This is a genomic window from Bradyrhizobium sp. SZCCHNRI20481 (genome assembly GCF_032485055.1).
Taxonomy (GTDB): Bacteria; Pseudomonadota; Alphaproteobacteria; order Rhizobiales; family Xanthobacteraceae; genus Bradyrhizobium.
This window is the reverse complement of the sequence record NZ_JAUEUE010000022.1, coordinates 79,898-93,191: the sequence shown is the minus strand read 5'-3', so window position 1 is coordinate 93,191 and position 13,294 is coordinate 79,898. Positions and strand designations below refer to the sequence as shown.

At 66.3% G+C, this 13,294-nt stretch carries 15 protein-coding genes; 6 read left to right on the top strand and 9 right to left on the bottom strand.

Features of this window, described 5'->3' with window-relative positions; genetic code table 11:
- Window positions 1-26: 26 nt before the first annotated feature.
- From QX132_RS30045 to QX132_RS30025, 5 genes are all read right to left on the bottom strand, one after another.
- Window positions 27-638 (bottom strand): hypothetical protein, encoded by a 612-nt coding sequence (locus tag QX132_RS30045; protein WP_316163576.1) that lies wholly within the window; start codon window positions 636-638, stop codon window positions 27-29.
- A complete protein-coding gene (locus QX132_RS30040) occupies window positions 635-1,489 on the bottom strand; it encodes an ABC transporter permease (protein ID WP_316163575.1) in 855 nt (284 codons plus the stop codon). Before QX132_RS30040 ends, QX132_RS30045 begins: the two co-directional genes overlap by 4 nt.
- A complete protein-coding gene (locus QX132_RS30035; protein ID WP_316163574.1) occupies window positions 1,486-2,301 on the bottom strand; it encodes an ABC transporter ATP-binding protein in 816 nt (271 codons plus the stop codon). The genes QX132_RS30040 and QX132_RS30035 overlap by 4 nt, the downstream gene beginning before the upstream one ends.
- Window positions 2,298-3,266: a YVTN family beta-propeller repeat protein gene (locus tag QX132_RS30030; protein ID WP_316163573.1), complete on the bottom strand. Its 969-nt coding sequence runs from the start codon at window positions 3,264-3,266 to the stop codon at window positions 2,298-2,300. Before QX132_RS30030 ends, QX132_RS30035 begins: the two co-directional genes overlap by 4 nt.
- Window positions 3,267-3,487: 221 nt before the next feature.
- Entirely contained in the window at window positions 3,488-4,696 is a 1,209-nt protein-coding gene (locus QX132_RS30025; RefSeq protein WP_315796454.1) for an ABC transporter substrate-binding protein, read from the bottom strand.
- 142 nt (window positions 4,697-4,838) lie between these two features.
- Between QX132_RS30025 and QX132_RS30020 the strand changes: the two genes are divergently transcribed.
- The gene (locus tag QX132_RS30020) at window positions 4,839-5,318 is read left to right on the top strand and encodes a DUF3280 domain-containing protein (protein WP_315796621.1); all 480 of its coding nucleotides are present in this window, start codon (window positions 4,839-4,841) and stop codon (window positions 5,316-5,318) included.
- A 648-nt stretch (window positions 5,319-5,966) separates the two neighbouring features.
- On the opposite strand, the gene fghA is transcribed toward QX132_RS30020, so the two are convergent.
- Window positions 5,967-6,812, bottom strand: coding sequence for an S-formylglutathione hydrolase (fghA, locus tag QX132_RS30015; RefSeq protein ID WP_316163572.1), 846 nt, complete (start codon window positions 6,810-6,812; stop codon window positions 5,967-5,969).
- Window positions 6,813-6,897: 85 nt separating this feature from the next.
- A complete protein-coding gene (locus QX132_RS30010; protein ID WP_315713180.1) occupies window positions 6,898-7,518 on the bottom strand; it encodes a response regulator transcription factor in 621 nt (206 codons plus the stop codon).
- Between the two features lie 154 nt (window positions 7,519-7,672).
- Here QX132_RS30010 and QX132_RS30005 point away from each other — a divergent pair, with 154 nt between their 5' ends.
- The 4 genes from QX132_RS30005 (at window position 7,673) to QX132_RS29990 (ending at window position 10,760) form a co-directional block, all read left to right on the top strand.
- Entirely contained in the window at window positions 7,673-9,019 is a 1,347-nt protein-coding gene (locus QX132_RS30005) for an ATP-binding protein (protein ID WP_316163571.1), read from the top strand.
- Window positions 9,020-9,224: 205 nt separating this feature from the next.
- Window positions 9,225-9,413 carry a DUF2934 domain-containing protein gene (locus QX132_RS30000; protein WP_315771581.1) on the top strand — a complete coding sequence of 63 codons (189 nt, stop codon included), beginning with the start codon at window positions 9,225-9,227 and terminating at the stop codon, window positions 9,411-9,413.
- 59 nt (window positions 9,414-9,472) lie between these two features.
- The gene (locus tag QX132_RS29995) at window positions 9,473-9,628 is read left to right on the top strand and encodes a hypothetical protein (protein ID WP_315740937.1); all 156 of its coding nucleotides are present in this window, start codon (window positions 9,473-9,475) and stop codon (window positions 9,626-9,628) included.
- 271 nt (window positions 9,629-9,899) lie between these two features.
- Entirely contained in the window at window positions 9,900-10,760 is an 861-nt protein-coding gene (locus QX132_RS29990) for an SDR family oxidoreductase (protein ID WP_316163570.1), read from the top strand.
- A gap of 82 nt (window positions 10,761-10,842) precedes the next feature.
- Here the strand turns inward: QX132_RS29990 and QX132_RS29985 are convergent, their stop codons facing one another.
- Together QX132_RS29985 and QX132_RS29980 are read right to left on the bottom strand one after the other, a co-directional pair.
- Window positions 10,843-11,085, bottom strand: coding sequence for a bacterioferritin-associated ferredoxin (locus QX132_RS29985; protein ID WP_315740939.1), 243 nt, complete (start codon window positions 11,083-11,085; stop codon window positions 10,843-10,845).
- Window positions 11,086-11,150: 65 nt separating this feature from the next.
- On the bottom strand, window positions 11,151-12,005 hold the full coding sequence (locus tag QX132_RS29980) for a xanthine dehydrogenase (RefSeq protein WP_315811376.1): 855 nt from the start codon (window positions 12,003-12,005) through the stop codon (window positions 11,151-11,153).
- Between the two features lie 396 nt (window positions 12,006-12,401).
- Here QX132_RS29980 and QX132_RS29975 point away from each other — a divergent pair, with 396 nt between their 5' ends.
- Entirely contained in the window at window positions 12,402-13,250 is an 849-nt protein-coding gene (locus tag QX132_RS29975; protein ID WP_315771573.1) for an SDR family oxidoreductase, read from the top strand.
- Window positions 13,251-13,294: the final 44 nt, after the last annotated feature.

Below are 13,294 nucleotides of genomic sequence, written 5' to 3'. Positions count from 1 at the left end.
AGGGCGGCGAGAGCGCATCAAAACAGCTACTCCATGTCCTGCTGGATCTCCCGGGCCAGCGCGAACAGGCGCTGGTCGATTGCGGTCGGCACCTCGCAGACGAACTTCATCACGCGACGCCGATCCTCGAAGATGCGCGTCTCCCAGTTCAACTGGTTGGTCATTTCCTCGACCTTGGCCTGATCCGGCGCGGCGCTGCTCTGCATCTCCTGCAGCTTGATCGTGTCGCCGCGCACTTTGTCGACGGCCTCGCGCTGCTTGCGCATGACGCGCTCGAGGCCGTTCATGACCGATGTCCGCTGCGCGTTCAGCGTGTCGAACAGCCCGACGAACAGCAGCTTGCCCTTGCGTGTCTTCTCCTCGGACGTTCCGGTCAGGAAATCGGCCACGTCCTTCTGCGCCTGCTCCAGCGGGATACGGCGCGCCGCAAGCTTGGCGACGAGCTCGGCCACCTTCGCATCGTCCTTCCAGCTCGCGCCGACATCGTCGATCGGCGGGCCGGACCACACCGCCGCGATGGAGATTTCCGGCACCTTGGCCTGCGGGCAGGGCCAATCCGGATAGCGCGGATCGGCGGCTTGCGCAGCACTGGCTGACGCAGCGATGGCGACGGCCGCCAGTGTCGTTCTGAACCTCATGCCTCGCCTCCGGGACCGCGCCTGACAAACCCCCGCGACGGATCGTAGGCCAGGATCGCGCCGATCATGAATACGGCGGTGCAGCCGCCGACCACCGCGAGCGAAACCCAGTTCAGCTTGCCGTACAGCGCAAAGCGGATGAGCTCGACCGCGTGGGTGAAGGGGTTGGCTTCGCAGAGATAAGCCAGCCAGGGACTGCCTTCCTCGACGCGCCAGAGCGGGTAGAGCGCCGATGAGGCGAAGAACATCGGGAAGATCACGAAGTTCATGACGCCGGCGAAATTCTCGAGCTGCTTGATGCCGGAGGAAATCAGCATGCCCAGCGCGCCGAGCATCAGGCCGGATAGGATCAGCGCCGGCAGCACCGTCAGATAGCCCATCGGCGGCGGGGTGATGTCCCAGAACCAGGCGATGGCGAGAAACGCATAGACCTGCAGCACCGAGACGGCGGTGCCGGCGAGCAGCTTGCAGAACAGGAGATAGCCGCGCGGCAGCGGGCTCACCAGCAAGGTGCGCATGTTGCCCATCTCGCGGTCATAGACCATCGACAGCGACGACTGCATGCCGTTGAACAACTGAATCATCGCCATCAGGCCGGGCGCGATATAGACCTCGTAGAGGATGTAGGTCTCGTAGGGCGGGATGATCGAGATGCCCAGCACCTGGCGGAAGCCGGCGGCGAAGATGAACAGCCAGACCAGCGGCCGTACCAGCGCCGAGACGAAGCGCTCGCGCTGATGCAGAAAGCGCAGGCCCTCGCGCCAGACGATGCCGGTGAGGCAGGTGATGTATTCGCCGGCCGTGAAGCCGCTGCGTGTGGGTGGGGGGGCGTGCACGGTGGTGACGGTCATGGCTCGGAGCTCCGCGCCGGACTGGCCTGGGTCGTCAGCCGCGCGAACGCCGCGTTGACGTCGGTCGCACCGGCCTCGGCGATGACCTGCGGCACGGGCCCGCGCGCCAGCACGCGGCCTTGATGCAGCACGACGAGATCGTCGGTCGCGGCGATCTCATCGAACAGATGCGTCGCCCAGAGCACGCCGATGCCTTGCTCGGCGACGAGCTGACGGACGTGACCGACGATGTCGGCGCGGGCCTTGACGTCGAGGCCGACGGTGGCCTCGTCGAGCAGCAAGAGGCGCGGCCGGTGCAGCAGGGCGCGAGCAATCTCCAGCCGGCGCATCTGGCCGCCGGAGAGGTCGCGCACCTTGCTGCCGGCGCGGTCGGCGAGGCCGATGCGCGCCAGCAGCTCCTCGCTGCGCGCGCGGGCCTCGCGGCGCGAGATGCCGTGCAGCGCGGCGTGGTAGAGCAGGTTCTGGGTCAGCGACAGATCGAGATCGAGCGTGCGCGGCTGGAACACGACGCCGAGCAGCCGCAGCGCCTCGCCCGGCGTCCGGCCGATGTCATGGCCGAAAATGCCGATCTGGCCGGTCTGCACCGCGAATAGCCGCGTGATGAGCGAGAACAGCGTGCTCTTGCCGGCGCCGTTGAGGCCGAGCAGGGCGGTGAAGCTCGCAGGCTGGACGGCGAAGCTGACGTCGTTCAGCGCCTTGCGTGCACCGTAGGAATGGCTGACGCCGGCGATCGACAGCGCCGGGACATGCTCGGGCGCCGTCTGCGATGCAGAGCCTGTCGAGTCGAGAGCGGGGGCGTTTTGCGTCGTCATGGCTGTGCAATCGTGATGCCCCAGGGCAGCTCGCCGACCTGGATGGTCTTGATCACCTTCTGCGCGGCGACGTCGATCACCGAGACGTCGTTGGAGACGCCGTTGGTGACCAGAAGATATTTCTCATCCGGCGTGAACTCCATGTGCCAGACGCGCTGGCCGACCAGGAGATATTTCTTCACCTCGTGGGTGGTGCCGTCGACGACCGCGACGCGGTTGGCGGGGCCGAGCGCGACGAAGCCGGTCTTGCCGTCCTTGGTCAGGGCGATGCCGACCGGCTGGATCGCCTCGCTGCGCAGGCCGGGCACGGCGAACTTGATCTTGCCGGTGACCTCACGCTTGGCCGGATCGATGATCGAGACGGTGCCGCCGATTTCGGCGGAGACCCACAGCTCCGAGCCGTCGCTCTTGAACTCGGCAAAGCGCGGCCGCGCATCGACCAGCACGTTGGCGACGATCTTGCGCGTCGCCGTGTCGATGAAATGCGCCATGTTGGTGGTTTCGGAGGTGCAGATCAGGATCTTGCCGTCCGGGCTGAGCATCATGCCCTCGGGCTCGACGCCGACCTGGACGTCGCCGATGCGGACGCGCTTCTCGAGGTCGAGCACCGTGACCGTGTTGTCGTTCTCGTTGGCGACATAGAGCGTCTTGCCGGCGGCGTCCTGCGCGAACAGCTCGGGATCGGGGCCGGAGGGCAGGGTGTCCACCACCTCCATCTTCTTGGCATCGATCACCTGGATCGTGTCGTCGTCACCGACCGCGACCATCACGAACTTGCCGTCACGCGTGAACGCGATGCCGCGCGGCCGCTGGCCGACCTTGATGGTCTTGGTCACGGTCCAGGTGTCGGTGTCGATGACGGAGACGGTGTTGCCCTTCTCGTTGGACACGAAGGCGACGTAGGCGGAGGCGGGGGCGATGAAGGCCAGGCACAGCGCGGCGGTGAGCAGGCAGGCTGCAAACACAGTGCGCTTCCCAGGTTGATCGCGCAATTTCCTAATTCGACTAGTCGTCCGCTGAACTCGAGATATCGCGGCGCAGACGGTGCGCTCCCTCTCCCCGTTCTTCACGGGGAGAGGGTTGGGGTGAGGGGCTCTCTCCACGAGCACGGTGCTTGGAGAGTCCCCCTCACCCGGCGCCGTCTGTGTCGGACCAAACAGTTTCATCAACATCATCCAATCCGACATCATTGCAGCTTGCACTTGGTTTCGGGGCGGTCGACGCCGAGCGTGTCGAGTTCGGAGACCTGGTGCAGAAAGCCCTCCTGCGGCGAGACCGAGACGATCATGCGGCCGTCGGCAAGCAGGATCGGCTGGCGCAATTGCAGGTTCCAGTCGCGCAGCGAGAGGCGGGTACCCTTGAAGGCGGCGATGGTGAAGTTCGGGCCCTTGAGGTAGTCGGTCATCGTCTTGGCGTCGCCGGAGTTGGTGCGCGAGGCGGCCTCGCCGACCATGCGCACGGCCATCCAGGCCTGCATGTCCAAGGCGTCCATGCGGCGCGACGCGAGCTTCATGAAGCGGTTCTGCAGCTGGGTGGCGCCCCATTGGTCCTGTGAAGGATCCCAACTGGTCGGACGCAGGCCAGCGGAGCCGGCGACGGGCCTCGCATCCCAGGTGCGATAGGGCAAATAGGAGGCGAACACCTCGCTCTCGTCGGCGGTGACCAGCACGTCATAGGCCGGCGCCTTCTGCGTGAACACCGGCATCTGGCGCTGGATCAAGGTCACACCGCTGTCGGTGCGGCGCGCGCCGCCGGTGTCCGCGAAGGTGCGCTCCTCGACGATCTTGGCGCCGAAGCGCGTGGCGGCGCGGCGCAGCGCATCGGCAAACAGTCTGTCATTGTCGTGCGAGCCGGTGACGAGCAGCCAGCGCTTCCACTGCTTCCAGACCAGATATTGCGCGAGGCCATCGGCCAACATCGAGCGCGTCGGCGCGACATGGATGACGTTGGCGCGGCAGTCCTGCTCGCGCAGCCGGTCGTCGGTGGCGCCGACATTGAGCAGGGTGACGCCGCGGCCCCGCAACGCATCTGCGACCTTCAGCAGCGCATCTGCCGGCAGGTCCACGAGGACGAATCCCGTCTTGCCGGCGAGCTCATTGGCGGCCTGCGCGGCGTCCTCGTCATCCTTGACGCGGCGGTCGATCAAAGTGAAGCGCTGGTTGAGGAACTTGCCGGTGGTGTTGTTGTCCTCGATCGCGAGCTTCGCGCCGGCCACGCCATCATCGGCCGCAGGCTGGTCGAGCGGCGACAAGGTCTGCGGCACGCTGGCGCGGCCGAGATAGCCGATCGCGATGTCGACCGGATCCGCCGCGCTGGCGGCAGTTGCGGCGGCGATGAGGCCGATCGCGCCCATCAGAGATCGGGCCAGAACTCCCAGGACCACATGTCCTCCCATTGTTCCCTCGTCCTTGTCCGGCGAGGTTTCGTTTTGCAAGATGAACGAATTGGCCTAGCTTTCAACCCCACTTTTGGCCGCTGTCGCGTCATTTCGGATCACGACCTTGAAACCTGCCGTTCTCCCCGCGTTCCTGATCCTGATGTCTGCGACATCAGTGCATGCCGAGCCGACCAAGGTGGCGGTGTTCGACTTCGAGCTGATCGACACCAGCCTGCAGGGCGAGGTGCAGGGCCCGCGCCAGGACGAGCAGAACAGGCTGGCGCATGCGGCCGAGCAACTGCGCGCGGCGCTACATGACTCCGGACGTTTTCGCGTGCTCGACATCGCTCCCGTTAACGATGCGGCGCACCACAGCAATCTGCAGGCTTGCGGCGGCTGCGACGTCAAGCTCGCGGGCGACATCGGCGCCGATCTCGCCATCACCGGGACGGTGCAGAAGGTCTCCAATCTCATCCTCAACATGAACATCTATCTGCGCGACGTTCACACCGGCAAGCCGGTCGCGGCGATGACTGCGGATATGCGCGGCAACACCGACGAATCCTGGACGCGCACCATGGCTTGGCTCGTCCGCAACCGCCTGCTGGCGCCGAACTACGGCGCGCCGCAGGCGCAGTAGCCGACGAGATATGACGGTGCATTCTCGCGGCGGATGACGCCCGAGCTTTGCGTGCCGGTCGCCCCTTGGAAAACAAGAGGCGCAGGGAAGGCCGGGAGCCTGCCGCCCCCATGGCCCGCCTGCAGGAAGAAATGCAGGCGGCAGGTACCACAGGTTCGGCTGGGACATCCCGGCCCTCCCTGCGCGGATGGTCTTAACGGTTGCTTCGCGTTCTCCCCGGTGCGCCGGGCTTTCTGGTCACCGTGCGCGACGACGCGCTGTGAGCACGCCGCCGCGGAGGCATCGGCATCGGGATGCCAGGACCACGCGACTTGGCCGTACGCCGTGACGCGTTCGTCCGCACGCTCTCACGGGGCATGTGATGCCCTGAGCATGCTGCGCGCCGCCGGCGTCCACCGCATCCCACCTCCACGTTCGTGACGACCGCGATACGCCCTCTCGACGAGGCGGGATGGGGCTAAACAATCACGATTTCCGTAAAAACGAAAGTGAAATTTTTGTCGCCGCCGGGCTGGACACTGGGATCGCCTTGTGGCGCCGAGCGAAATCCGCCTCGTCACGCACGTGGAATCCGGGCGCCGGGGAGACAAAATCGCCTCGACGGGCGCGTCATCGCACCCGTCGGGCAAATCACGTCCGCGGCTGATATCAGCGTGCGAGCCGCGCCGCGTGCCAGCGCAGGTGATCGGCCATGTAGGTCGAGATGAAGTAGTAGCTGTGGTCGTAGCCTTCCTGCTTGCGCAGCAAGAGCGGGATGTTCGCTTTCTCGCACGCCGCCTTCAGCAGCTCGGGGCGCAGCTGCTGGGTCAGGAACTGATCGGCGGTGCCGACATCGACCAGCAGGTCGGAGACGCGCGCGCCATCCTCGATCAGCGCCACCGCATCGTGCTTGCGCCACGCCGCCTTGTCGGCGCCGAGATAGCCGCCCAGGGCCTTCTCGCCCCACGGCACCAGTGAGGGCGCGACGATCGGCGAGAACGCGCTGGCCGCGCGATAGCGGTCCGGGTTGCGCAGCGCCACGGTGAGCGCGCCATGGCCGCCCATCGAGTGGCCCATCACCGACTGCCGGCGCGGGTCGACCGGGAAGTTCGCCGCGACCACGCTCGGCAGCTCCTCGGTGACGTAGCTCCACATGCGGTAGTTCTTCGCGAACGGCTCCTGCGTCGCGTCGACATAGAAGCCGGCGCCGAGGCCGAAATCATAGGCATTGTTGGGATCGCCCGGCACGCCGTCGCCGCGCGGCGAAGTGTCGGGCGCCACGAAGATCAGGCCGAGCTCGGCGCAGGCGGCGCGAAACTCGCCCTTTTCGGTGACGTTGGCGTGGGTGCAGGTCAGGCCGGAGAGATACCAGACGACCGGCAGCTTCGCGCCGTCGGCATGCGGCGGCACGAACACCGAGAACGTCATCTCGGTCTTGGTCTCCTGGCTGGCGTGGCGGTAGACGCCCTGGACGCCGCCATGGGACTTGTTCTGGGAGACGGTCGTGAGGGTCATGGGATCACCTGTTCGGCAATGATGTCGGGCCGCTGGCGCGCGTGCCGCCAACGCGTGTCAAGCTGCGTCGTTCAATCGGGGCGAGTCAAGCGACGCCGTTCTCGATCGCCAAACGCACCAACTCGCCGGATGTTCGCACGCCGAGCTTCTGGCGGATGATCGAGGAGGTGTTGGCGACGGTCTTGTAGGACGAGTGGATCAGCCAGGCAATCTCGGACAGGCTCTTGCCGGCGCTGAGCAGGCGGAGGATCTCGAGCTCGCGCGAGGTCAGCTTCGCCAGCGGGCTCTGCGCGACCGCGGCGCCCGCGAAGGCGATGCTGCGGGCGATCGCCGGCGGCAGATAGCTGCCGCCGCGCGCGACCTCGCGGATCGCCTCGGCGAGATCGTTCGGGTCGCCGCTCTTGGAGACGTAGCCCTTGGCGCCGATGTCGATGGCGCGCGCCGCGAACACCGGATCGTCGTTCATGCTGAACATGATCAGCCGGGCGTTGGCATCGTGGGCGAGGATGCGCCGCGCCAGCTCGAAGCCGGAGACGGTCGGCAGGTTGATGTCGACGACGCAGACGTCCGGCCGGCGCGCGATGAAGCTGGCTTCGCCGCTCTCGGCATCAGCGGCCTCGAGCAGCTCGAGGTCCGGATCGGTCGAGAGCAGGGCCCGGCAGCCCGATGCCACAATGGGATGGTCATCGACGATCAGTACGCGCATGGCCTTGGGGTCCCGGACTTCCAACTCGCGTCATTGTTGCGATGCATCATGGATGCATGCTGCGCGGTCTGGCATCATGTTGCAATTAGATCGCCGGCGGATTTGTCTGTCAATGTGAGGACGCGTGAAACCCGGTGGCTTTGAGGCGGAGAGAATGTGGCAGAATTGGTCGTTGCGGACCCGCATCAACGTGCTGCTGGCGCTGCTGCTGACGCTGGGCCTCGCCATCAACATCGGCCGTCTCGTGCTGGAGGCGGCGCCGCGCGTGCTGGCCGAGGACCAGAGCGTCATCCGCCTGACACGGGCCTTCGTCGAGACCATCATGGACGAGGTCAATGACGCGCCCGATCCGGACGCGCGCCTCGATCGGATCGTCGGCGATCTCCGACAGCTTCGTCACGTCAGCGTGAGACGGCAGGGAATGCCGGCGCAGACTCTGCCCTCTCCGGGCGTCGGCCGCGCGGCGCCGGCGTGGTTCATCGCACTGGTGCATCCCGACAAGACCTCGGTCAGCATGCCGGTCATCGTCGCCGGCCGGAGCGACACGCTGGTGATCACGTCGCATCCCGACGACGAGATCGCGGAAATCTGGGACGGCATCGTCACCCAGCTCGTCGTCGGCTCGCTGGTCGGGCTGGCGTTGTTCGCGATCACCATGCTCGTGGTCGGCCGCGCGCTGGCGCCGCTGGCGGATCTATCGGAGGCGATGAGCCGGATCGAGGCGGGCGCCTATGATACCCGCGTCAAGCCGGGCGGCGCGCCCGAGCTCGCGGCGCTCTGCGCCAAGCTCAACCATCTCGCCGGCGCGCTCGGCGAGGCGGTGGAGGAGAAGCGCCGTCTGGCCGAGCGCACGGTGTCGTTGCAGGACCACGAGCGCAAGGAGATCGCGCGCGAGCTGCATGACGAGTTCGGGCCGCATCTGTTCGCGCTGCGCGCCCATGCCAGTGCGCTGATGCGGCTGCCGGAGGCTGCGACGCTCGACGTCGCGGCGATGCGCCGGCACGGCCAGGCGATCCTCGACCAGGTCAACGCCGTGCAGCAGTTCAACCGCCGCATCCTCGAGCGGCTGCGGCCCGTGGGTCTCGCCGAGCTGGGCTTGCGCGAGGCGCTCGGCGCATTGGTGCGGCTGTGGCAGGAGTCAAGGCCGGAGGTCGTGATCGAGACCAGGTTCACCGACACGGTCGTGCGCAGCAATGAGACGGCGGAGCTGACGATCTACCGGGTGGTGCAGGAAGCGCTGACCAACGTGTTCCGCCACGCCGAGGCCACCGCGGTCGACGTCACCATCGAGCCGCTGCAGCAGACGACGGCCGGCCACCGCCGCAGCTACACGCGGGTGCGCGTCCGCGACGACGGCCGCGGATTCAGTTCGGAGCACAAGCTCGGCTTCGGCCTCACCGGCATGCGCGAGCGGCTGCTGGCGCTCGGCGGCACGCTGACGGTGGCCTCCACCGGCACGGGCGTCACGATCGAGGCCATGGTGCCGGCCGACGCGGCTTAGGCCGGAACGAGACGACGGCCCGTCCTCACCGTTGACAGTGCCAAACCGGAACTGTCGTCGCCTGCGGCGCATCATCGTCAGCACGGCCTTGCCGTGGAACATCGCCCCACGTTCTCCATTGCCCAAGCAGGACGTGCGCCGGATGCACGTCTTCGCCTTCCTCGCGTCCGAGGAGAACAGAGCTTGCTGCAATCAGGGACGAGCCATGGGACAAATCGACGAATTGGGCCTCGAGGACCGCATCCGCAAGCGCGCCCACGCGCTGTGGGAGCAGGCCGGGCAGCCGCAGGGCCGGGAGGATGAGTTCTGGCACCAGGCCGAGCACGAGATCCGCGAGATCGAGCAGTTGCACGACGAAGCGACGGCGCCGCCGCCGACGATGCTGCCGGGTTGAACGCCGTGCGTAGCGCGGGGGTCCGGCTAGCGATCCTCAAACGATCAAAGGACGAACTGATGAGCAAGGAAACACCGAAGGACGATCCGCGTCAGCGGACCGATGAAGGATCGATCAAGCAGACCGACAAGCCATGGACAGGAAACCCGGAGAAGGAGCAGCGCTCCGATTCCAAGAAGGATCTGGAGAAGTGGGCTGAGACCAAGACCCACTAACGACTAAAGCAAGACCCGTTGGCACGCGCTGCGTCGCGCGTGCCGATGGTTCTCCCGTCGATAGTTCGCCAGACGAATCCGATTTTCCAGGTCAGGCAGTGTGACCTGGGTCGGGTCGTGAGGGATCTGCTTCCGTTGCTGCGGCGTTATCCTCGCCGAATCCGGTTTGCCCGGCACGTCGCGCGGACCGAGCTGAGGCCTCCGAGCTCGGCAGCAGGAACGCTGACGCCGTGCTGCGATTGACGTTGCAGCATTCGTCAGGAGAGCCGCGATGTCCGATCACTATCCGAAGCCGCCGTTTCCGCCGCAGTCGCAACCGATGCCGGGCACCACAGCCCGGATGGAGCCGCGGCCCGACCATGGCGAGACCAGCTACAAGGGATCAGGCAAGGTCGCGGGCATGAAGGCCGTCATTGCCGGCGGCGACAGCGGCATCGGCCGCGCGGTGGCGATCGCGTATGCGCGCGAAGGCGCCGATCTGGTCATCGCCTATCTCAGCGAGCATGATGACGCCGGCGAGGTGAAGACGCTGATCGAAAAGGAGGGACGGAAGGTCATTCTGATGCCCGGCGACATCCAGGACGCCAGGCATTGCCGCGCCATCATCCAGCGCGCCGTCGATGAACTGGGCGGCCTCGACATTCTCGTCAACAACGCCGCGCGTCAGGCATCCTTCAGCGACATCGGCGACATTTCCGACGAGGAGTGGGAGCTGACCTTCCGCACCAACATCCATGCGATGTTCTACCTGACCAAGGCGGCGGTGCCGCACATGAAGCCGGGCAGCGCGATCGTCAACACCGCGTCGATCAATGCCGACATGCCCAACCCCGGTCTGCTGGCCTATGCTGTCACCAAAGGCGCCATTCAGAACTTCACCGGCGGACTTGCGCAGTTGCTGGCCGAGAAGGGCATCCGGGTCAACGCCGTGGCCCCCGGTCCGATCTGGACGCCGCTGATCCCTTCGACCATGCCGGAGGAGAAGGTGAAGAGCTTTGGCCAGCAGGTGCCGATGAAGCGTGCCGGTCAGCCGGCCGAGTTGGCGACCGCCTATGTGATGCTCGCTGATCCACTGTCGAGCTACATGTCGGGGACGACGGTTGCCGTCACCGGCGGCAAGCCGTTCATCTGAGATCGATGCACATCGTCTGCTGTCGCATTTGTCCGACATCCGACAAGTGCGTGACGTCGGCACGTCATAAGCCGTGCCGGCGCTACGCGGCGGACATCATCGCGCATGGCGCGGGCTCGGCCTGCACCGGCCACACCGCCGCAGCGGCCCTATCACCCTGCCGCTCGTCGAGAATCCGCTTCACCGAGCGTGAGCAGAGGCCGCATTGGACCGTGCAGCCGAGACAATCATACACTTGCGCCGGCGAGCCGAAGGTGATGTCGGCCGCCGTGACGATGTTGCGAATGGCCGTGTCGCTGATGACGTTGCAGGAACAGATGATCATGGCTGTTGCTCGCTCCTGCAAACGATAAGCAACCGGGATGCCAAGGCCGGCGCGCCGGATACGGGCTAATCAGAATCGTTCGAAACGATCTGATCGGCGGGCACGCTCGCGCTCGTCCTGATGCAGTTTGCGGCGTGCAGCCGTATTGCGGCCAGCGTCGCCTGGGCGAGCGCCTGTCCCTGCGCATCGATCCCGGTCCACTGCGCATGGCGGCCGCGTGGATCGATCTCGGCGAGCGCGATGCCGGCCGGCACGTCGCTGCCGTCGCGGACGATGCCGCGCAGGATGCCGTCATAAGGGGCCGTGACCGGTGCGCCGGAGAGATGGCCGATCACGAAGCCCTTGTAGATGCGCGTGCCGATCTCGATCGGGGTATGCCATCGGCCCTCGTGCGGCGAACGCACCAGGCGCTCGACGCCGACGAGCGCGCCGACATCATCCGTTGCCAGCGTCCAGCCCTCGCGCACGATCTGGCCGAGCCGGTCCGGCCGGGTCTCGATCGCGATATCGCAATTGGCTGTTGGCGAGAAGCCCGGACCGATGCCGATCGAGAGCCGCGTCATGCCGCGCAAATTCGGGGTCACCTCGCGCCGCTGCATCCGCGCGTCGATCAGGACGTCGATGGTACGGACCGGCAGGAGATCGAGCAACCCGAGCGGGGTGACCAGGACGTGCCGGGGATCGCCGAGCGCCTTGAACACCTCCATCGTGCTCTCGATGCGCTCGCCGGTCACGTTCTCGATGCGGACGGTGTCGCCGAACAGAGCGTCGTGAAACGCCATCTTGCGGCGCATGACCGGCGGATTGGGATCATGCGACAGCACCACGCAGAAGCCCGCACGATGCAGATGCACGCCGATCGCGGACGCGACGTCGTTGGTCCCGAGGACCACGGCGAAGCGCACTGCATTCGTCCTCATGTCCCGGTTCATACGGCGTTGGCGTCTCGTGGCTGTCGTCGTGCGGCTGGCAAGCCGTCTTCCCGTTCGAATGATCAAATCCGTCGAGCAAGAGTTGGACCATCAGCCATCGTTTTGAAAACGATCGCTCTTTGAAGGTCTTGCAAAGGACGAAGCACAAAGCCGACGCTGGATGTGTCCAGAACGCGCCAATCTGTCGCGAACCCGACAGAAAAGGGCTGCTTTGCCCGCCGTTTTCGCTGGCCCGGAATCTGCACAACCGACGCATGGCAATACCGCTGATATTTCCGATCGTCGCGGAGCCTGCGCCCAGACCACGTCTGAGGCAAAGGCAGCAGCCGAAGCTTGGCAGCCGGCGTCCTGGTGGCGTTGCGGCGCAGGATCAGGACGGATGACGTGAGTCTCGTTCTCGACCAGGACGTCCGCGAGCCCGCCATGGCGGCGGCCGAGACCATCGCGGCGTGCCCGTTCCATCGAGACATGGCGGCCGCCGAGCGGCCCGCGCGCACTGAGCAGAAAACGCTCGTGCTGACCGGCGGCTCGCGCGGCATCGGTCATGCGACCGCAAAGCTGTTCTCCGACGCCGGCTGGCGCATCATCACCTGCTCGCGCCAGCCGTTCGACGGTGCTCGCTGTCCGTGGGACGCCGGTCCCGACAACCACGTCCAGGTCGATCTCAGCGATCGCAAGGCGATTCCGCGCGCGATTGCCGACATCAAGCAGCGGCTCGACGGCGCGCCGCTGCATGCCTTGATCAACAATGCCGCGATCTCTCCGAAGGCCGGCGACGGCGGCCGGCTGGATTCGCTGTCGACTTCGGTCGAGACCTGGATGACCGTCTTTCACGTCAACTTTCTCGGACCGATCTTGCTCGCGCGCGGGCTGTTCGAGGAGCTGAAGCGCGGGCAGGGCGCGGTCGTCAACGTGACGTCGATCGTCGGCACCCGCGTCCATCCGTTTGCGGGCACCGCCTATGCGACCTCGAAGGCGGCGCTCGCCTGCCTGACCCGCGAGATGGCGCACGACTTCGCGCCGCATGGCATCCGCGTCAACGCCATCGCGCCCGGCGAGATCAAGACCGAGATGGTGTCCCCGGAGACCGAGGCGCGGTTCTCGCCGCTGATCCCGATGCGCCGGATCGGCGCTCCGGAGGAGGTCGCCAAGGTGCTGTTCTTCCTGTGCTCGGATGCGGCGAGCTACGTGACCGGCGAGGAGATCCAGATCAACGGGGGGCAGCACCTCTAGGTTGATCACAGCCGCGCGCGGCCGACACGCGGATGTGAACACGT

Coding starts and splice junctions, on each gene's coding strand:
- QX132_RS30045 (WP_316163576.1), bottom strand. CDS start 638: ATGAGGTTCAGAACGACACTGGCGGCCGTCGCCATCGCTGCGTCAGCC.
- QX132_RS29985 (WP_315740939.1), bottom strand. CDS start 11,085: ATGATCATCTGTTCCTGCAACGTCATCAGCGACACGGCCATTCGCAAC.
- QX132_RS30035 (WP_316163574.1), bottom strand. CDS start 2,301: ATGACGACGCAAAACGCCCCCGCTCTCGACTCGACAGGCTCTGCATCG.
- QX132_RS30010 (WP_315713180.1), bottom strand. CDS start 7,518: ATGCGCGTACTGATCGTCGATGACCATCCCATTGTGGCATCGGGCTGC.
- QX132_RS30040 (WP_316163575.1), bottom strand. CDS start 1,489: ATGACCGTCACCACCGTGCACGCCCCCCCACCCACACGCAGCGGCTTC.
- QX132_RS29995 (WP_315740937.1), top strand. CDS start 9,473: ATGAGCAAGGAAACACCGAAGGACGATCCGCGTCAGCGGACCGATGAA.
- QX132_RS30005 (WP_316163571.1), top strand. CDS start 7,673: ATGTGGCAGAATTGGTCGTTGCGGACCCGCATCAACGTGCTGCTGGCG.
- QX132_RS30000 (WP_315771581.1), top strand. CDS start 9,225: ATGGGACAAATCGACGAATTGGGCCTCGAGGACCGCATCCGCAAGCGC.
- QX132_RS30020 (WP_315796621.1), top strand. CDS start 4,839: ATGTCTGCGACATCAGTGCATGCCGAGCCGACCAAGGTGGCGGTGTTC.
- QX132_RS30025 (WP_315796454.1), bottom strand. CDS start 4,696: ATGGGAGGACATGTGGTCCTGGGAGTTCTGGCCCGATCTCTGATGGGC.
- QX132_RS29990 (WP_316163570.1), top strand. CDS start 9,900: ATGTCCGATCACTATCCGAAGCCGCCGTTTCCGCCGCAGTCGCAACCG.
- QX132_RS29980 (WP_315811376.1), bottom strand. CDS start 12,005: ATGAGGACGAATGCAGTGCGCTTCGCCGTGGTCCTCGGGACCAACGAC.
- fghA (WP_316163572.1), bottom strand. CDS start 6,812: ATGACCCTCACGACCGTCTCCCAGAACAAGTCCCATGGCGGCGTCCAG.